This window comes from Actinomadura sp. NPDC048394 (assembly GCF_040651755.1).
In the GTDB taxonomy this organism is placed as follows: Bacteria; Actinomycetota; Actinomycetes; order Streptosporangiales; family Streptosporangiaceae; genus Spirillospora; species Spirillospora montaniterrae.
The window spans coordinates 87,008-104,373 of record NZ_JBEZJL010000012.1; the positions used below are offsets into that span (position 1 = coordinate 87,008).

A 17,366-nucleotide genomic window follows, 5' to 3' on the forward strand; every position below is an offset into this window, starting at 1 on the left:
CACCGTGCCCAGCATCGACGACCGCGTGCGGGAGTTCGCGCGGACGCAACCGGACCGGGTCGCCGTCATCGGCACCGCCACCTCGATCACCTGGGGCGAGCTGGACGCCGCCGCCGACCGCGCCGCCGCGTTCCTCGCGGGGCGCGGCGTCGGGCCCGGCGACCGCGTCGGCTGGCTCGGCCGCAACGACGTCGCCTACCCGGTCCTGCTGCTCGGCGCGTGGCGGCGCCGCGCGGTCCTCGCCGGGCTGAACTGGCGGCTGGACCCGTCCGAGCTGCGGCCCGTGCTGGACTCCGTCGAGCCCGCCCTGCTCGTCGCCGACGCGAGGAGCGCCGGCCTCGCCGAGCCGGACCACGTCGTCCCGGACGGCGGACTTCCCTGGTCGGACGGGCCCCTCGACCCGGACGCGATCCTCGCCCCCGAGCCCGGCGACGCGGCGCTGCTGTTCTTCACGTCCGGGTCGACCGGCGCCCCGAAGGGCGTGCTCCTCGACCGCGGGCCGAACGACGCCTGCTACACGATGCCGATGCCGTTCGCGATGGCGCCGTCGTCGACGGCGCTGATCGTCCCGCCGGTGTTCCACGTCGCCGGGTCGTGCTGGGTGCAGATGGCGCTGGCGTCCGGCACGACCCAGCTGTTCCTGGCGGACGCGGCGCCCGCGTCGATCGTCCGGGCGCTGCGCTACCACCGCGTCACGCACGCCCTGATGGTGCCGACGCTGATCAAGACCGTGCTGGACGAGTTGTCCCGCACCGGCGCCGCCCTCCCGGACCTGCGGCACATCGCCTACGGCAGCATGCCGATCCCGCGCCCGCTGCTGGAGGCGGCGGTGAAGGTGCTCGCGGGCGTCGGGTTCACGCAGGCGTACGGGCTGACGGAGGCGGGCGGGCTCTGCGCGCACCTGGAGCCGTCCGACCACGTCCTCGACGACCCGGACGGCCGGCTCGGCGCCACCGGACGGCCCATCCCCGGCGTCCGGTTCACGGTGGTCCGTCCCGGCACGGACGAGGAGTGCGCGCCGGGCGAGCAGGGCGAGGTCATGATCGCGTCCGACTTCATGATGCGCGGCTACTGGCGCGACGCGGCCCGCACCGGCGAGGTCCTCGACGCGGCGGGCCGGCTGCGCAGCGGCGACCTCGGGCACCTCGACGCGGACGGCTACCTGCACATCGCGGGCCGCGCCGACGACATGATCATCACCGGCGGGGAGAACGTGCACCCGGCCGAGACCGAGCGGACGATCATGGCATTGCCCGGCGTGGTGGAGACCGCCGTGTTCGGCGTGCCGGACGAGCGCTGGGGGCAGCGGGTCTGCGCCGCCGTCGTCACCGACGCGGGCCTCACCCCGGCCGAGGTGATCGGGTTCTGCCGGTCCCGGATGGCGCACTACAAGTGCCCGTCCGAAGTGATCGTCGTGCCCTCGCTTCCGCGGACCCCGACTGGGAAGATCTCCAGGAGCCGCCTGCGCGGCCTCGCCGCCCCCTGACCCCCGACCACCCCCGGAGGTTCGCCCATGGCGAAGATCATCGAGCATGGCACCTGGCGGCTGACGCCAGCGGACGAGGGGCTGCACGAGCCCGGGCCCGAGGTGCTGTGGAACGAGTCCTACTACTTCGACTTCGCCGCCCCGGACGGGTCCGTCGCCGGATACGTGCGGCTCGGCCTGTACCCGAACTGGGACCGCGCCTGGTACTGGGCGTGCGTCACCGGGAAGGACCGCCCGCTCGTCCTGATCGCCGACAACGACGCGCCGCTGCCCAAGCCGGGCACGACCGACGTGCACACCGGCACCTACGACGCGACGCAGACCATCCGCGAGCCGTTCGGGCCGGTGAAGATCGGGCTGGACGGCGAGGCCGCGATCCTGCCAGACCCGACGGCGGCGTACGGCGACACGTCCGGCGCCGAGACGACGCGCCTCACGTTCGACCTGCGATGGGACACCGTCAGCGGCGTCTACCCCTACAAGGACATCCCGCGCTACGAGATCCCGTGCACGGTGTCCGGCACCGTCACGGTCGGGGACGAGACCATCGCCGTCGACGCGCCCGGCGAGCGCGACCACAGCTGGGGCGAGCGCGACTGGTGGAAGACGTCGTGGCTCTGGTCGTCCGGGCGGCTCGGCGACGGCACGTTCTTCCACTGCATGCAGGCCAACATCGGGTTCGCGATCCCGTGGCCGTCGTTCGCGGTGCCGCCGGGCGGCGAGATCGAGCACCGCGACGGCTTCTCCGCCGAGACCCGCTTCGGCGACGACGACCTGCCCGCGTCGTCGCACCTGCGGGTGCCGGGCGTCCCGATGACCGCGACGCCGCTGGCGTTCGCGCCCGTCGCCGTCGTCTCGCCGGACGGCCGCACCGCGCACTTCCCGCGCGCGCTCTGCCGCTTCGACGCCGAGGACGGGCGCACCGGCCACGGCTGGACGGAATGGCACCAGCCGCCCGGCTGGCAGGACCACGGCTGGTCGTACCTCGCCGAAGGCGACGCGGAGTGACCGGGCCGGTCGCGGGCGGCGCCGACCTGACCGCGTCGTGGCTGACCGAGGCGCTCGCGCGCGACCTGGACGGCGCGGCGGTCACCGCCGTCGGCGCGGAGCCGGTCGGCACCGGCCAGGTCTCCGACAGCCTGCGCCTGCGCCTCACCTACGACGGCCCCGTCGGGCTGCCCGCCACGATGATCGCGAAGGTTCCGGCGGCGGACGAGGCGAGCCGCGCCGCGGCCCGCGCGATCCGCACCTACGAGGTGGAGGCGAGCTTCTACGCGGGCATCGCGGGCGGCCTCGACGCCAGCGTGCCCGCCTGCTACTTCTCCGCCTACGAGGCCGAGAAGGACGACTACGTCGTCCTGCTGCAGGACCTCGCCCCCGCGCAGGCGGGCGACCAGCTCGCGGGCGTCTCGCCGGACGAGGCCGCCGCGGCGGTCGACGAGATGGCCGCGCTGCACGCCGCCGGGTGGAACGATCCGGACCTTGCCGCGCTGCCCTGGCTGAACCGGCACAGCGCGGAGGCCGCCGAGTTCACCACCGCGATGGTGACCGGCCTGTACGAGGGCTTCAAGGAGCGGTACGCGGACCGGCTGGAACCCGAGGTCATCGGCCTGATCGAGGACTTCCTGCCCGCGATGGGCGGCTACCTCGCCGCGCGGGACGGCGCGTCCACCCTCATGCACGGCGACTTCCGCGCCGACAACCTGCTGTTCGGCGGGCCGCGCCCGGTCGTCCTGGACTGGCAGACCTGCGCGTACGGGCCGGGCGCCGCCGACCTCGCGTACTTCCTCGGCTCCAGCCTGCCCGTCGAGGCGCGGCGCGAGCACGAGCGCGCGCTCGTCCGCCGCTACCACGACGCCCTCACCGGACGCGGCGTGGACCTGGCATGGGACGACTGCTGGGACGGCTACCGCCGGCACGCGTTCCAGGGCATCGTGATGGCGATCGGCGCGTCGATGCTGGTCGAGCGCACCGACCGGGGCGACGAGATGTTCTGCACGATGACCACGCGGCACGCGCACCACGCGCTCGACCTCGACGCCGCGTCGCTGCTGCCCTGACGGCCCGCCGTGGCGCCCCGCGTCCGGGGGCGCCACGGCAGGCCCGGGTCAAACGCGTTCGGCGCCCGGGAAGTGGGAGGCGAGCAGGTCGGGGGACTCGGGACGCCCGTCGAGCACCCGGTTCGTCCGGTTGGTGACGCTCCAGCCGGCGGGCGTGCGGTGCAGCGTCCAGTGGTTGGCGGTGGCGCGGCGCAGCGTGAACCCGCCCTCCCGCTTCACGATCATCAGCGTGTAGCCGACGGCGGTCGCCTCGTCGCCGGAGACGGTGACGTGCGGCGGGCCGACGAAGTGCGCGCAGCCGCCCGCGATCCACCGCTGGTGGTCGGCGGACCGGACCATCGCGTCGATCGCGGGACGGCCGTCCATCATCAGCTCGTCCACGTCGTACACGCCGTCCTCGTCCCACAGGGCGGCGACGGCCCCGGCGCAGCCGCTGTCGACCAGCGGCCCGTAGGACAGGATCAGCCGGGTGATCTCCCGCTCGTCCTCCAGGGCGCGGAGGCGGTCCTCGAGGGCGGCGAGCCGGGTCTCGACGTCGGTCACAGCGTGTCTCCAAAGGTCAGGCCGTAGGCGCCAGCGAGGTCGCGGAGCGCGGCGAGCTGCTCGCAGTAATGCGTGGCCGACTCCGCCGTGATGCGGACGCCGGCGATCGTCGCGCCCGCCTCCCGCAGCCGGACGAGCGCCTTGCCCGCGCCCTCGGCGTCGCCGATCGGGTCGAGGGGGCGGGACGGGCCGAGCACCACGTCGAAGCCCTCCGGGACGTCGGCCTCGGCGAGCATCCCGGCGAGCTGCGCGAGGGGCAGCCCGAACGGCACCCACCCGTCGGCGGCGAGCGCGCGGCGCAGGGAGCGGGCCGTCCGGCCGCCGATCCAGAACGGGACGTGCTCCTGGACGGCGTGCGGTTCGACGACCATGCCGGAGAAGTCGTAGTGCTCGCCGTGGTACTCCGGCACCCGCTTCGCCAGGGACGCCCGCAGAGCGGCGATGGCGTCGTCCGCGCGCGCGCCGCGCCCGGTGAACGGGGCGCCGAGCAGGTCGAACTCCTCCTCCAGGCTGCCGACGCCGAGGCCGAGCGTGAGCCGGCCGCCGCTGATCCGGTCGAGCGTCCCGTACCGCTTGGCGATCGCGAGCGGGTGGTGGTAGCCGAGCACGAGCACCTGCGTGGCGAGCCGGATCCGGGCGGTGCGGGCGGCGAGGTAGCCGAACGTGGCGAGCGGGTCCCAGTACACGCCGCCGCGCTGCTCGGCCGCCTCGACCGGCACCGCGACGTGCTCGCTGCAGGTCAGGTGGTGGTAGCCGAGCCGGTCGGCGGTCTCGGCGATCCGCCCGATCTCCTCGATGCCGGCGTCCCGCTCCCAGCCGGCGTGCCCGGGCGGCGGCTGGGCCACCACCGGCGTGACGATGCCGACATGCATCGCGTCCCCTCTCGACAGAAAAACGTTCTACTCGTGGCCCCGCCGTCGTCCGAGCTCCGGGCCGATCCCCGCTGCTCCTGCGTGACCTGGCCTGACGCTACCCCTTCCGGTCCGCGCCAGGACTTGCTAGATTCCACTCAACAAGAATTCATTTCAGTCGTGTTCCCGGGAGGTGCGATGACCGAGACCATGGCCGCGCCCGTGCGGCGCGATGCGCCGCCGTCGATGATCGAGCGGATGACGCTGATCCTCGACGCCTTCAACGGGCCGTCGGCCCGGCTCACGCTGGAGGACGTGGCCCGCCGCACCGGGCTGCCGCGCTCCACCGCGCACCGGATCCTCGACCAGCTCGTCCGGCAGCGGTGGCTCGCCCACCACTCCTTCGGCTACGGCCTCGGCCAGCGCGCGCTCGGCCTCGGCGGCCAGGACGGCGGGCACGGCAAGATCCGCGAGGCCGCCGCGCCGTACCTGCACGAGCTGCAGGTCACCACCGGGCTCGTCGCGCACCTCGCGGTGCTGGACGGCGCCGAGGTCTTCTACCTGGACAAGCTCGGCGGGCGGCTCGCCGCCTCCGTGCCGTCCCGGGTCGGCGGCCGCGCCCCCGCGCACTCCACCGCGCTCGGCAAGGCGATGCTCGCCTGGCTGGAGCCCGAGCAGGTCGACGCGCTGCTCGGCACCGGCATCACCCGGCTGACCAGCCGCACCATCGGCGAGCTCGGCACCCTGCACCAGGAGCTGCACCGCGTCCGGCAGCGCCGCGGCCTGGCGTTCGAGCGCGGCGAGTCGTTCCCCGGCATCGCCTGCGTGGCCGCCGCGATCCGCGGCGCCGAGGGCCCGGTCGCCGGGATCTCCCTGGTCGGCGACATCCACACGCCGCTGGAGAACGTCGCGCCGCTCGTCGTCACCGCCGCCCGCGAGACCGCGCAGGTGCTGTTCCCCGGCTCCGCGGCGGCCGGACGCGGCGGCCGGACCCGCCGCACGCACGCCGACCGCCCCGTCCCGGAGCACACCTGGTCCGCCGCCACCATGAACCGGCTGCTCGCCGTCGACGGCCGCGGCGACTGGATGTGACCCGCGGATCCGGGTGACCCGAGAATCCGGATGAACCCGAGAATCCGGGTGAACTCAGCCCCAGCCCCAGCGGTCGCCCTCGCCCCACGGGTCCGGGGCGAACGGCACCTCCGGCGGGTGCACGCCGAACCGGCTGCGGAAGAACAGCATCGGGCGCCGCCACACCCCGCCCGGCGCCTCGTGCACCCGGACCGACAGGACCCGGCCGATCACCACGTCGTGGTCGCCGGCCTCGTGCACGTCGTGGACGGCCGCGTGCACGTTCAGCAGCACGTCGCGGAGCTGGGGGGTGCCGTGCGGGGACAGGTCCCAGTCGAGCCCCTCGTACTTCAGGCCGCGGCTCGACCCGAAGCGGGCGCACAGGTCGGCCTGCTCCTCGCCGAGGACGTTCACGCAGAACCGCCCGGCGGAGCGGATCCGCGGCCACGACCGGCCGCGCCGGTCCGCGCAGAACAGGATCAGCGGCGGTTCGAGCGACACCGACGCGAACGACTGGCAGGCGAACCCGACGGGCTCGTCGCCGTCGAGCGCGGTCACCACGGTGACGCCGGTGGCGAACTCCGCCATCGCCCGCCGGAACTCCAGGGGGTCGGGGGAGTCCGCGGGCCCCGCGGGCCCGCCGGTCTCTGCGGTGAGCGCTGGCTCTGCTGGCATGAGGTCACCTCGCGGCTGTCGGGCGCTGTCGCCGGTCTCGATGCACCGGAAGGTAGGCACGCGCGGCGCCGCGCGCGCCCCCGGATCCCAATGAGTGGAAGCCCGCGCCGCTCACGCCGTCAAGCGGGGCTTCGCGGCGCCCCTCCGGCGAACGTCCCGCTGATCGGGAATGCACTGGACGGTCCCGACCAAACGCCCGTTAGGTTTCCGGCAAGCCACCCAGAAGGACTGAGAACATGCCCACGGAGCTGACCTACGAGTCGACCTTGCGCGAACTCGCCACGGACCAGGGCGTCCTGCGCTATCACGAGGCCGGCGACGGGCCGCCGCTGCTGATGCTGCACGGCTCGGGCCCCGGTGTGACGGGCTGGCGCAACTTCCGCGGGAACCTCGCGCGGTTCGCCGAGCACTTCCGCTGCCTGGTGCTGGAGTTCCCCGGCTTCGGCGTGAGCGACCCGACCGACGAGCACCCGATGGCCGCCGCGTCCGGCGCCGCGATCCGCTTTCTGGACGGCCTCGGCCTGGAGCAGGTCGACGTGATCGGCAACTCGATGGGCGGCATCGTCGGCACCCAGATGGCCCTCGCGCACCCCGACCGGGTGCGGCGGCTGGTCACCATCGGCGGGATCGGCCGCAACATCTTCAGTCCCGGCCCCGGCGAGGGCATCAAGCTGCTGATGGAGTTCACCGACAACCCGACCCGCGAGGGCCTCGTCCGGTGGCTGCACTCGATGGTCTTCAACCCGAAGATCGTCACCGAGGAGCTGATCGAGGAGCGCTGGCAGCAGGCCACCGACCCCGACACCCTCGCCTCCGCGCGCCGCATGTATTCCACGGCCGCGATGACCGCGAACTTCAAGATGCAGGCGCGCTCGCCCGAGCCGCCCTACTGGGCGATGCTCCACCGGCTGAAGGCCGAGACCCTCATCACCTGGGGGCGCGACGACCGGGTCAGCCCCGTCGACATGATGCTCGTCCCGATGCGGACGATCCCGAACGTGCAGGTCAACATCTTCCCGAACTGCGGGCACTGGGTGATGATCGAGCAGAAGGCCGCCTGGGAGAGCGCGGTGCTGGCCTTCCTGACCCGTAAGGACGAGTCGTGAGCGGCGGCGAGCGGAAGAGCGCGGGCGAGGAGGCCGCCTGGGACGGCGAGTACGACCTCGTCATCGTCGGCAGCGGAGGCGGCGGCATGGCCGCCGCGCTCACCGCGCACGACGCCGGGCTCAAGCCGCTGATCATCGAGAAGGGCAAGAAGTTCGGCGGGTCCACCGCGCTGTCCGGCGGCGGCATCTGGATCCCGAACAACCCGACGCTGAAGGCGCGCGGCCACGACGACAGCCGCGAGTCGATCCGCCGCTACCTCGACCTGCTCACCGAGGGCAAGGTCCCCGCGGCGCGGCTGGACGCCTACGTCGACAACGGCCCCGCCGCGATGGAGCTCATCTGCCGCAGCAAGTGGATGAAGTTCTTCTGGACGAAGGGCTACGCCGACTACCACCCCGAGCTGGAGGGCGGGCGGCCGCTCGGCCGGTCCATCGAGGCCAAGCCGTTCGACACCCGCAAGCTCGGCGAGGACGAGCAGTACCAGCGGCCGAACAACATGAAGGGCCCGCTCGGGCTCTGGGTGACCGCGAAGGACTACCACGACCTCGCGATGGCCAAGCGGACGTGGGCCGGCCGGCGCGCGTCGCTGGTCGCGGCGTGGCGCGTGTCGTCCAACATGGTCCGGCGCCGGCACATGGCGACCGGCGGGCGCGCGCTCGTCGCGCGGATGCGGATGGCGCTGAAGGACGCCGGCATCCCGTTGTGGCTGAAGACCGCGATGACCGAGCTGGTCACCGACGGCGACGGCCGCGTGATCGGGGTGGTCGCGCAGACCCGCGACGGCAGGACGCTGCGGATCCGCGGTACGAAGGGCGTGCTCCTGGCGACCGGCGGGTTCGACCACAACCAGGAGATGCGGGACAAGTACCTGCCCAAGGGCGGCCAGGAGGACTTCGCCATGGGCGCCCGCGAGAACACCGGCGACGGCATCCGGCTCGGTGAGGGCCTCGGCGCCGCGATCGACCTGATGGACGACGCGTGGTGGATGCCGGCCGTCCGGCACCCGCTCGGCGCGGTGATCCCGCTGGTGTCCGAGCGCGCCATCCCGCGGCAGGTCATCGTGAACGCGGAGGGCCGGCGGTTCACCAACGAGGCCGCCCCGTACGTCAACTTCGTCCACGACCAGCTGGAGGGCGGGCACGTCCCCGCCTTCTTCGTGATGGACGCCAAGGCCCGCGCCCGCTACCCGTTCGCGCAGATCCTGCCGGGCGCGCCGATCCCGAAGGCGTTCTACGACAAGGGCATCGCGTTCAAGGCGGACTCGCTGAAGGAGCTGGCGGAGAAGATCGGCGTCCCGGCGGACGCGCTGGAGGAGACCGTCCGCACGTTCAACGGGTACGCCCGCGACGGCAAGGACCCCGACTTCGGCCGCGGCGACTCCGCCTACGACCACTACTACGGCGACCCGAACCTGAAGAACCCGAACCTCGACCCGCTGGAGACCGCGCCGTACTACGCGTTCCGGCTGGAGGTCGGCGACCTCGGCACCAAGGGCGGCCTCGTCTCCGACGAGCACGCCCGCGTGCTGCGCGAGGACGGCTCGGTGATCGACGGGCTCTACGTGACGGGGAACTCGTCGTCGTCGGTGATGGGCAACGAGTACGCCGGCCCGGGCGCGACCATCGGCCCGTCCATCGTGTTCGGCTACATCGCGGCCCGGCACGCCGCCGGTCTCGGCACGGCGGGCGGGGACACGGTGGGCGGGGACAAGGCTTCGGGACGGGCATGACCGCATCGCTCAAGGCGCGCGTCGTCGAGGTCGTCCGGGAGACGCCCGACGCGAACTCGCTCGTCCTGGAACCCGCGGAGGGCGAGGAGGGCCGGTTCCACTACCGGCCCGGCCAGTTCCTCACGGTCCGGGTGCCCGCCGGGGACGGCTGGGTCGCGCGCTCGTACTCGCTGTGCAGCTCGCCGGTCTGCGACGAGCGGCTCAAGGTGACCGTGAAGCGGGTCGCCGAGGGGATCGGGTCCAACTGGATCTGCGACAACGTCGCCGCGGGCGACGTGCTGGAGGTGCTGCGGCCCGCCGGCGCGTTCACCCCGCACTCGCTGGACGAGGACCTGCTGCTCGTCGCGGGCGGCAGCGGCATCACCCCGGTGATGTCGATCCTGAAGTCGGTCCTCGCGGGCGGCACCGGCACCGTCACGCTGCTGTACGCCAACCGGGACGAACGCTCGGTGATCTTCGCCGGTGAGTTGCGCGAGCTCACCGAGAAGCATGGCGAGCGGCTCACGGTCGTGCACTGGCTGGAGTCGGTGCAGGGCCTGCCGACGCCCGCCGCGTTCCACTCGCTCGCCCGGCACTTCACCGGCCGGGAGGCGTTCGTGTGCGGCCCCGGCGTGTTCATGGACATGGCGGAGGCGGCGCTGACCGGCCTCGGCATGCGGGTGAACGTCGAACGCTTCTTCTCGCTGACCGGCGACCCGTTCGAGGAGCCGGACGAGGCCGAGCCGGCCGAGGCCGGCGACGCGGACGCCGCCGAGGTCGAGGTGGAGATCGACGGCGAGACCCGGACGGTGCCGTGGCCGCGCTCGCAGCTGCTGCTCGACGCGCTGCTGCGCGCGGGCGTCGACGCCCCGTTCTCGTGCCGGGAGGGCAACTGCTCCGCCTGCGCCTGCGTGGCCCTGGAAGGCGAGGTCGCGCTCGACGCCAACTCGGTCCTCGACGAGCAGGATCTCGCCGACGGCCTCATCCTCGCCTGCCAGGCGAGGCCGGTCAGCGACCGGCTCAGGATCAGCTACGACGGCTGACGGACACATCGGAGGACTTGATGACCAATCCCGTGCTCGACGCGATGATGGAGCGGGCGGAGGAGATCCGCGCGCTCGGCCCGTCCAACGAGTCGCTCGGCCGGCTGGACGACCAGGCCGCCAAGGCGCTGCGCGACTCCGGTGCGATCCGCCAGCTGCAGCCCCGCGCGCACGGCGGGCTCGAGGCGCACCCGCGCGAGTTCGCCGAGACGGTGATGGGGATCGCCTCCCTCGACGGCTCGACCGGCTGGGTCGCCGGGATCGTCGGCGTCCACCCGTGGGAGATGGCCTACGCCGACCCGAAGGTCCGCGAGGAGATCTGGGGCCAGGACCCCGACACGTGGATCGCGTCCCCGTACGCGCCGATGGGCATCGCCCGGCCGGTCGACGGCGGGTACGTCTTCAACGGCCGCTGGCAGTTCTCCTCCGGCACCGACCACTGCGACTGGATCTTCCTCGGCGGGATGCTCGGCGACGAGGACGGGAAGATGGCGCAGCCGCCGCGGTCGCTGCACCTGATCCTGCCGCGCTCGGACTACGAGATCGTCGCCGACTCCTGGGACGTCGCGGGCCTCAAGGGCACCGGCAGCAAGGACATCATCGTCAAGGACGCGTTCGTCCCGTCGTACCGGACGCTCTGGTACGACAAGGTCGTGGACGGGTCGGCGCCGCGCGAGGCGGGGCTGACCAACCCGGCCTACCTGATGCCGTTCTCGTGCGTGTTCCCGCTCGGCATCACCGCCGCCGTGATCGGCATCGCCGAGGGCGCGCTGCACCACCACCTCGCCTACCAGCGCAACCGCGTCCAGATCACCGGCACGAAGATCAAGGACGACCCGTACGTGCTGTACGCGATCAGCGAGGCGGCCGAGGAGATCAAGGCGTCCCGGACCGCGCTGCTGGACAACTGCTCGCGGATGTACGACCGGGTCGCGGCCGGCGAGGAGATCAGCTTCGCCGACCGGGCGGCGGGCCGCCGCACCCAGGTCCGCGCCGCGTGGCGCGCCGTGCACGCGATGAACGAGATCGTCGTGCGGTCGGGCGGCAACGCGATGCGCACCGACAACCCGATCCAGCGGTTCTGGCGGGACGCGCACGTCGGGCTCGCGCACGCCATCCACGTCCCCGGCTCGGTCTACCACGTCTCCGCGCTCACCGACCTCGACATCGAGCCCCCGCAGGGCCCGATGCGCTCGATGATCTGAGCCGTCCGGCGGTTCTCGCGGCGTGCCGCCCCGCCGCCGTCCCGAGGGGGCGGCGCGCCGCGCTCCTCAGCCGAGGAGGCCGCGCTCGGCGACGAGCTTCGGCGTCCAGATCACCCGGCCGAGGAGGGCGTCGGCGTCCGGCGCGGTGACGAGCCAGACGACGGCGGCGCCGGGCGCCTCCTCCGGCGTCGCCTCGAACCCCTCGTCCTGCAGCGTGGTGAGGCCGCCGCGCGCCGCGCCCGCGTCGGTGATCACGAAGCCGGGGTCGAGGTTGAACGCGCGGATCCCGCGGCCCTGGTACTCGGCGTTGACCGCGCCCGCGAGCCGGCCGAACGCCGCCTTGGACGCCGCGTACGCCACGCCCCAGCCGCCCTCGCCGGGCGGCCCCGGCGGGTCGCTGGTCGCCGACCCCGAGCACAGGTTCACGATCGTCCCGGCGCCGCGCTCCAGCATCGCCGGCAGCACCGCCTGGATCAGCGCGATCTGGTTGAGGTAGTTGCCCGTCATGACCTGCTCGGCGACGTCGACGTCCAGGTCGAGGAACCGCTCATGGGTGCCCGCGAGGTGCGCCACCGCGTTGTTGACCAGGACGTCCACGCGGCCCCACGCGTCCAGGACCGTCGCCGCGGCGGCCGTCACGCTCGCCCGGTCGAGCAGGTCCATCCGGACGGGCAGCGCCCGCACGCCGAGCGCCTCGATCTCCGCACGCGTCCGCGCCAGGCTGCCCGGCACGGGGATCGCGTCCGCGTGCCCGTAGCGGGGCGGGATCGTGCCCTGCCCCTCCTCGACGGTCCGCGCCGTGAACGCGACGTCGTACCCGGCGCCCGCGAGCGCCAGTGCCGTCCGCCGCCCGATCCCGCGGCTGGCCCCCGTGACGAGCGCGACCTTCGCCATCCGACCTCCTTGGTGAGTCACGGCGAAAGACTCTCACTGAGCGGGAAGGTCTCCGCAGCGCCCCGGCGGATTTGGCAGGTTGACGGAGGCGGCCGCCGCGTCGGCCGCGCCGCCGTACGGGCCGCGACACCGAAGGGACCGAGGACAGTGACGCACATCCGAGGGCTGGGCTATCTGAAGGTCCAGACCCAGCACATCGACCGCTGGCGCGAGTTCGCCCTCGACGGGCTCGGGTTCGCCGAGGGCGGCGGCCCCGACCCGGACGGCCTGTACCTGCGTATGGACGAGCGCCGGTCCCGCCTGCAGCTGGTGCCCGGCGACTCCGACAAGGTGCTCGCCGTCGGCTGGGAGGTCCGCGACCAGTACGCGCTCGCCGCCGTCCGCGAGGCCGTCGAGAAGTCCGGCACCGCCGTGACGACGCTGACCGCGAAGGAGTCCGCCGAGCGCGACGCCGAGGAGGTCATCGCGTTCACCGACCCCGGCGGCACGCCCGTCGAGGTGTTCTTCGGCCCCGTCCTGGACCACAGCCCGCTGCGCACCGGGTTCGCGCAGAAGTTCGTCACCGGCGCGATGGGCATGGGCCACGTGGTGCTGCCCACCCCGAACTTCGCCGAGACCGTCACGTTCTACAACGAGGTCCTCGGCTTCCTGCCGCGCGGCGCGATGAAGGTCGGCGGCGGCCCCGTGCGGATCCGCTTCATGGGCGTCAACCAGCGGCACCACAGCGCCGCGATCTGCCCGGCCCCGCACGACGGCGCGCCCGGCCTCGTCCACCTGATGGTGGAGGTCGACACCCTCGACGCGGTCGGCATCGCGCTCGACGCGGTGAAGGAGCGCGGCTTCTCGATCTCCTCGACGCTCGGCCGGCACACCAACGACAAGATGGTGTCGTTCTACGTGCGCGCCCCCGGCGGCTGGGACATCGAGTACGGCTGCGAGGGCATGCTCGTCGACGAGGCGTACTACACCGCCGAAGAGATCACCAAGGACAGCTACTGGGGCCACGACTGGTCGGGGTCCGAGCCGCTGGCCGCCTTCGTCCCGCCCGGGAAGTGAGCCGGTGAGCCCTCGTTCCTCGGTCGAGCCCGTCCCGCTCGCGGAGATCGGCGCGTTCGACCACGAGTGCGACGTGCTCGTCGCCGGGTTCGGCTGCGCGGGCGCGGCGGCGGCCTTCGAGGCGGCGCGCGCCGGCGCGGACGTGCTGGTGCTGGAGCGGGCGAGCGGGCCCGGCGGGTCGTCGGCGCAGTCCGGCGGCGAGCTGTACCTCGGCGGCGGCACCGAGGTGCAGAAGGCCTGCGGTTTCGACGACGACCCCGACAACATGTACGCCTACCTGGTGAAGGCGCTCGGCCCGAACGCCGACACCGCGAAGATCCGGCTGTACTGCGACGGGAGCGTCGAGCACTTCGAGTGGTTCCGCGAGTGCGGCGTCACGTTCAACCCCAGCTTCTACGACCAGCCGACGTGGATGCCCATGTCGGAGGACGGGCTGATGTGGCTGGGCGAGAACTCCTGGCCGTACAACACGGTCGCGCGTCCCGTCCCGCGCGGGCACCGTCCGGCGGCGAGCGGGTTCGGCGGGGCCGTGCTGATGGAGAAGCTGTCGGCGGCGGCGACCGAGGCGGGCGCCGTCACGAACGTCGACACCGTCGCGTCCAACCTCGTCCTGGACGGGGACGGACGCGTCGCCGGGCTCGTCGCCCGCAAGTACGGCGAGCGGGTCACCTACCGGGCGCGGCGCGCGGTGGTGCTGACGACCGGCGGGTTCGTCGACAACGAGGAGATGCTCGCCGACCACGCGCCGGTGCTGCTCGGGCACGGCAAGGTCAGCGACGGCCTCGACGACGGCTCCGGGATCCGGATGGCGGCGGCGATCGGCGCCGCGACCCGGCGGATGGGCGTGGTCGAGATCGCGCTGACGGCGCTGCCCGCGATGGTCTGCCGCGGCATGCTCGTGGACGGCCTCGGCCGCCGGTTCCTCAACGAGGACGTCTACCCGGGGCACTGGAGCGTCCACGCGGTCCGCGACCAGCCTGGCCCCTACTGGACGATCATCGACGAGGAGGGGTACGAGTCCGTCCCCGAGGCGGACCGGTGGGGCGTGCTGCCGAAGCACGCCGCCGAGACCCTCGCCGAGCTGGAGGAGTCGCTCGGCATGCCGCCCGGTGCGCTGGAGGCGACGGTCGAGACGTACAACCGGCACGCCGCGAACGGCGAGGACCCCTACTTCCACAAGGACCCGAAGTGGCTGCGGCCGCTGAAGCCGCCGTTCGCGGCGATCGACCCGGGCGCGGGCTTCTTCGGCGGCACCGGCGGGCCGGCGAGCGGCGCGTCCGGTTTCACGCTCGGCGGGCTGCACACCACGGTCGACGGCGAGGTCCTGAACAACTCGGGCGAGCCGGTGCCGGGCCTGTACGCGGCGGGCCGCGCCGCGTCCGGCATGCACGGCGAGGGGTACGTCAGCGGGACGTCCCTCGGCGACGGCACGTTCTTCGGCCGCCGCGCCGGACGCGCCGCCGCATCGACGAACGAGGAGAATGCATGAAGTACGCCGTCCTGCTGCCGGTCGCGGCGGGCGTGACCGCCGATCCCGCGTGGATCGGGGAGTACGTCCGGCACGCCGAGGACTGCGGTTACGAGTCCGTCGGCGCGGTCGAGCACGCGGTGGTGGCGAGCGGCTACTCCTCCGTCTACCCCTACGACAGCTCGGGGAAGATGGAGCTGGCGGACGACCTGGACATCCCCGATCCGCTGGACCTGCTGGCGTTCCTCGCCGGCCGGACCAGCCGGATCGGGCTGGCCACGGGCGTGCTCGTCCTGCCGAACCACCATCCGGTGGTGCTGGCCAAGCGGCTCGCGACGGTCGACGCGCTGTCCGGCGGGCGGCTGCGGCTGGTCGTCGGCATGGGCTGGATGCGCGAGGAGATCGAGGCGTGCGGCGCCGACTTCGACTCGCGCGGCCGGCGCGGCGACGAGCAGCTCCAGGTGCTGCGGAAGCTGTGGGCGGAGACGGGGCCGGAGGGCGCGTCGCACGACGGCGAGTTCTTCCGGTTCAAGGGCGCGATGAGCTACCCGAAGCCGGTGCAGGACGGCGGCGTGCCGATCCACGTCGGCGGCCACACGAAGGCGGCGGCGCGGCGCGCCGGCCGGTACGGCGACGGCCTCCAGCCGCTCGGCGTCGCGGGCGACGAGCTGCGCGGCCTGGTCGCGCTGATGCGCGAGGAGGCGGAGAAGAACGGCCGCGACCCGGACGCGCTGGAGCTCACGCTCGGCCATTCGCTTTCGGCGGTCACTCCGGAGAAGGCGGGACGGCTCGGCGACCTGGGCGCGGGACGGCTCGTCCTGCGCGGGACCGTGACGACGGACCTGAACGAGGCGAAGGACGAGCTGTCGGCGTGCGCCCAGCGCCTCGGCCTGTCATGACGCTGGGAACCGGCGACCGGATCGCCCTCGGTGATCTGGTCGCCCGCTACGCCCTGTACGCCGACCGCCGCGACATCGACGCGATGGCGGGGCTGTTCACCGACGACGCGGTGCTCGTCCTGCCGTCCGCCCCCGACGTGCTCGACCCGGTGCGCACCTTCACCGGACGTACCGAGATCACAGCGACGCTCTCGGCGCTGAACGGCATCCCGGTCACGTTCCACGCCCTCGTCGGGCAGGTCTTCGACGCGGGCACCGAACCCGGCACGGCCACCGGGGAGATCGCCTGCGTCGCGCACCACCTGACCGAACGCGACGACGGTACGACGTCCGACCTCGTGTGGAACTGCCGCTACACCGACGCCTACCGGCTCGACGGCGGGACGTGGCGGATCGCCCGGCGCGAGCAGCGCATCGACTCGATCGAGACCAGGCCGGTCCGGAGGCGCCGCGATGGCTGACGGCACCCGGATCAGCGTCGTCACCGGCGGCGCGCTCGGCATCGGGGGAGCGATCTCCCGCCGCCTCGCCGCCGGCGGCGACCTCGTCGTCCTCAACGACATCGACGCGGACGCCGCCGAGCGCGCGCGGCGCGACATCGAGGCGTCCGGCGGGCGCTGCGTCACCGTGATCGGCGACATCGTCGAGGACGACACGGTCGCGCGGGTGACGGCCGCCGCGCTGGAGCACGGCCGTGTGGACGTGCTGGTCAACAACGTCGGCGACTTCCGCCCGTCGGCCCCGTCCTTCCAGGACAGCACGCCGGAGCAGTGGCAGCGGCTCTACGAGCTGAACCTGCTGCACGTCTTCAAGCTGACCCATGCGCTCCTGCCCACGATGATCGAGCAGAAGGTCGGGAGCATCGTCAACAACTCGACCGTCGAGGCGTTCCGCGGGATCCCGCAGCACCCGGTGTACTCGGCGTTCAACGCGGGCGTGTCGGCGTTCACCCGCAGCCTCGCGGTCGCGGTCGGCCGGCACGGCGTCCGCGTCAACGCGATCGCGCCCGACCTCGCCAACACGGAGCAGACGCCGGTCGCGTGGATGCGGCGCGGCTACGACGAGGGCCTTGAGCACACTTGGGTGCCGCTCGCCCGGTTCGGTGAGCCGGACGACTACGCGGCCGTCGTCGCGTTCCTCGCCTCTGATGACGCCCGCTTCGTCACCGGCCACACGATCCCGGTCGACGGCGGCACGCTCGCCGCGTCCGGCTGGTTCGTCCGCGCCGACGACCAGGGCTGGACGAACCGCCCCCACCGCGCCTGACCCGGGTCCCGGTGAGTGGGACGCGGGGCGTGGC

At 73.3% G+C, this 17,366-nt stretch carries 17 protein-coding genes; 13 read left to right on the forward strand and 4 right to left on the reverse strand.

All coding sequences use genetic code 11. From position 1 onward, the window contains the following. The first annotated feature begins 4 nt into the window (after positions 1-4). The 3 genes from AB0C78_RS10600 to AB0C78_RS10610 are packed head-to-tail and all read left to right on the forward strand — an operon-like array spanning position 5 to position 3,546. Positions 5-1,486 carry an AMP-binding protein gene (locus AB0C78_RS10600; RefSeq protein ID WP_360744894.1) on the forward strand — a complete coding sequence of 494 codons (1,482 nt, stop codon included), beginning with the start codon at positions 5-7 and terminating at the stop codon, positions 1,484-1,486. 27 nt (positions 1,487-1,513) lie between these two features. Further along, positions 1,514-2,494, forward strand: a complete 981-nt coding sequence (locus AB0C78_RS10605; RefSeq protein ID WP_360744897.1) for a hypothetical protein — start codon at positions 1,514-1,516, stop codon at positions 2,492-2,494. After that, positions 2,491-3,546 (forward strand): phosphotransferase, encoded by a 1,056-nt coding sequence (locus AB0C78_RS10610; RefSeq protein WP_360744900.1) that lies wholly within the window; start codon positions 2,491-2,493, stop codon positions 3,544-3,546. Before AB0C78_RS10605 ends, AB0C78_RS10610 begins: the two co-directional genes overlap by 4 nt. Positions 3,547-3,594: 48 nt before the next feature. On the opposite strand, the gene AB0C78_RS10615 is transcribed toward AB0C78_RS10610, so the two are convergent. Both AB0C78_RS10615 and AB0C78_RS10620 read right to left on the reverse strand, forming a co-directional pair. After that, on the reverse strand, positions 3,595-4,089 hold the full coding sequence (locus AB0C78_RS10615; RefSeq protein ID WP_360744903.1) for a nuclear transport factor 2 family protein: 495 nt from the start codon (positions 4,087-4,089) through the stop codon (positions 3,595-3,597). After that, positions 4,086-4,961: an LLM class F420-dependent oxidoreductase gene (locus tag AB0C78_RS10620; RefSeq protein WP_360744906.1), complete on the reverse strand. Its 876-nt coding sequence runs from the start codon at positions 4,959-4,961 to the stop codon at positions 4,086-4,088. Before AB0C78_RS10620 ends, AB0C78_RS10615 begins: the two co-directional genes overlap by 4 nt. Positions 4,962-5,138: 177 nt before the next feature. Between AB0C78_RS10620 and AB0C78_RS10625 the strand changes: the two genes are divergently transcribed. Next, complete coding sequence (locus AB0C78_RS10625; RefSeq protein WP_360744909.1) at positions 5,139-6,032, forward strand: IclR family transcriptional regulator; 894 nt, start codon at positions 5,139-5,141, stop codon at positions 6,030-6,032. Positions 6,033-6,086: 54 nt separating this feature from the next. Here the strand turns inward: AB0C78_RS10625 and AB0C78_RS10630 are convergent, their stop codons facing one another. Then, positions 6,087-6,686, reverse strand: a complete 600-nt coding sequence (locus AB0C78_RS10630) for a flavin reductase family protein (RefSeq protein ID WP_151540857.1) — start codon at positions 6,684-6,686, stop codon at positions 6,087-6,089. A 236-nt stretch (positions 6,687-6,922) separates the two neighbouring features. On the opposite strand from AB0C78_RS10630, the gene AB0C78_RS10635 reads away from it, so the two are divergent. From AB0C78_RS10635 to AB0C78_RS10650, 4 genes are read left to right on the forward strand one after another with little or no spacing between them, the layout of a single operon-like run. After that, complete coding sequence (locus AB0C78_RS10635; protein WP_360744913.1) at positions 6,923-7,792, forward strand: alpha/beta fold hydrolase; 870 nt, start codon at positions 6,923-6,925, stop codon at positions 7,790-7,792. Then, positions 7,789-9,522 carry an FAD-binding protein gene (locus tag AB0C78_RS10640; RefSeq protein ID WP_360744916.1) on the forward strand — a complete coding sequence of 578 codons (1,734 nt, stop codon included), beginning with the start codon at positions 7,789-7,791 and terminating at the stop codon, positions 9,520-9,522. Before AB0C78_RS10635 ends, AB0C78_RS10640 begins: the two co-directional genes overlap by 4 nt. Further along, a complete protein-coding gene (locus AB0C78_RS10645) occupies positions 9,519-10,544 on the forward strand; it encodes a ferredoxin--NADP reductase (protein WP_360744919.1) in 1,026 nt (341 codons plus the stop codon). The genes AB0C78_RS10640 and AB0C78_RS10645 overlap by 4 nt, the downstream gene beginning before the upstream one ends. Positions 10,545-10,564: 20 nt before the next feature. Then, positions 10,565-11,749 carry an acyl-CoA dehydrogenase family protein gene (locus AB0C78_RS10650; RefSeq protein WP_360744922.1) on the forward strand — a complete coding sequence of 395 codons (1,185 nt, stop codon included), beginning with the start codon at positions 10,565-10,567 and terminating at the stop codon, positions 11,747-11,749. A 66-nt stretch (positions 11,750-11,815) separates the two neighbouring features. Here the strand turns inward: AB0C78_RS10650 and AB0C78_RS10655 are convergent, their stop codons facing one another. Next, on the reverse strand, positions 11,816-12,643 hold the full coding sequence (locus AB0C78_RS10655) for an SDR family NAD(P)-dependent oxidoreductase (protein ID WP_360744925.1): 828 nt from the start codon (positions 12,641-12,643) through the stop codon (positions 11,816-11,818). Positions 12,644-12,790: 147 nt separating this feature from the next. Between AB0C78_RS10655 and AB0C78_RS10660 the strand changes: the two genes are divergently transcribed. From AB0C78_RS10660 to AB0C78_RS10680, 5 genes are read left to right on the forward strand one after another with little or no spacing between them, the layout of a single operon-like run. Beyond that, positions 12,791-13,699, forward strand: coding sequence for a VOC family protein (locus tag AB0C78_RS10660; RefSeq protein WP_360744928.1), 909 nt, complete (start codon positions 12,791-12,793; stop codon positions 13,697-13,699). A 4-nt stretch (positions 13,700-13,703) separates the two neighbouring features. Beyond that, on the forward strand, positions 13,704-15,188 hold the full coding sequence (locus AB0C78_RS10665; RefSeq protein WP_360744931.1) for an FAD-dependent oxidoreductase: 1,485 nt from the start codon (positions 13,704-13,706) through the stop codon (positions 15,186-15,188). Beyond that, positions 15,185-16,066, forward strand: a complete 882-nt coding sequence (locus AB0C78_RS10670) for an LLM class F420-dependent oxidoreductase (RefSeq protein WP_360744934.1) — start codon at positions 15,185-15,187, stop codon at positions 16,064-16,066. The genes AB0C78_RS10665 and AB0C78_RS10670 overlap by 4 nt, the downstream gene beginning before the upstream one ends. Then, entirely contained in the window at positions 16,063-16,527 is a 465-nt protein-coding gene (locus AB0C78_RS10675; protein WP_360744938.1) for a nuclear transport factor 2 family protein, read from the forward strand. The genes AB0C78_RS10670 and AB0C78_RS10675 overlap by 4 nt, the downstream gene beginning before the upstream one ends. Beyond that, the gene (locus AB0C78_RS10680) at positions 16,520-17,332 is read left to right on the forward strand and encodes an SDR family oxidoreductase (RefSeq protein WP_360744941.1); all 813 of its coding nucleotides are present in this window, start codon (positions 16,520-16,522) and stop codon (positions 17,330-17,332) included. Before AB0C78_RS10675 ends, AB0C78_RS10680 begins: the two co-directional genes overlap by 8 nt. The last annotated feature ends 34 nt before the right edge of the window (positions 17,333-17,366 follow it).

Bases quoted from the DNA above. Each gene is read 5' to 3' on its own strand.
- AB0C78_RS10605 (WP_360744897.1), top strand. From the start codon at position 1,514: ATGGCGAAGATCATCGAGCATGGCACCTGGCGGCTGACGCCAGCGGAC.
- AB0C78_RS10620 (WP_360744906.1), bottom strand. From the start codon at position 4,961: ATGCATGTCGGCATCGTCACGCCGGTGGTGGCCCAGCCGCCGCCCGGG.
- AB0C78_RS10625 (WP_360744909.1), top strand. From the start codon at position 5,139: ATGACCGAGACCATGGCCGCGCCCGTGCGGCGCGATGCGCCGCCGTCG.
- AB0C78_RS10630 (WP_151540857.1), bottom strand. From the start codon at position 6,686: ATGCCAGCAGAGCCAGCGCTCACCGCAGAGACCGGCGGGCCCGCGGGG.
- AB0C78_RS10635 (WP_360744913.1), top strand. From the start codon at position 6,923: ATGCCCACGGAGCTGACCTACGAGTCGACCTTGCGCGAACTCGCCACG.
- AB0C78_RS10645 (WP_360744919.1), top strand. From the start codon at position 9,519: ATGACCGCATCGCTCAAGGCGCGCGTCGTCGAGGTCGTCCGGGAGACG.
- AB0C78_RS10650 (WP_360744922.1), top strand. From the start codon at position 10,565: ATGACCAATCCCGTGCTCGACGCGATGATGGAGCGGGCGGAGGAGATC.
- AB0C78_RS10655 (WP_360744925.1), bottom strand. From the start codon at position 12,643: ATGGCGAAGGTCGCGCTCGTCACGGGGGCCAGCCGCGGGATCGGGCGG.
- AB0C78_RS10670 (WP_360744934.1), top strand. From the start codon at position 15,185: ATGAAGTACGCCGTCCTGCTGCCGGTCGCGGCGGGCGTGACCGCCGAT.
- AB0C78_RS10675 (WP_360744938.1), top strand. From the start codon at position 16,063: ATGACGCTGGGAACCGGCGACCGGATCGCCCTCGGTGATCTGGTCGCC.
- AB0C78_RS10680 (WP_360744941.1), top strand. From the start codon at position 16,520: ATGGCTGACGGCACCCGGATCAGCGTCGTCACCGGCGGCGCGCTCGGC.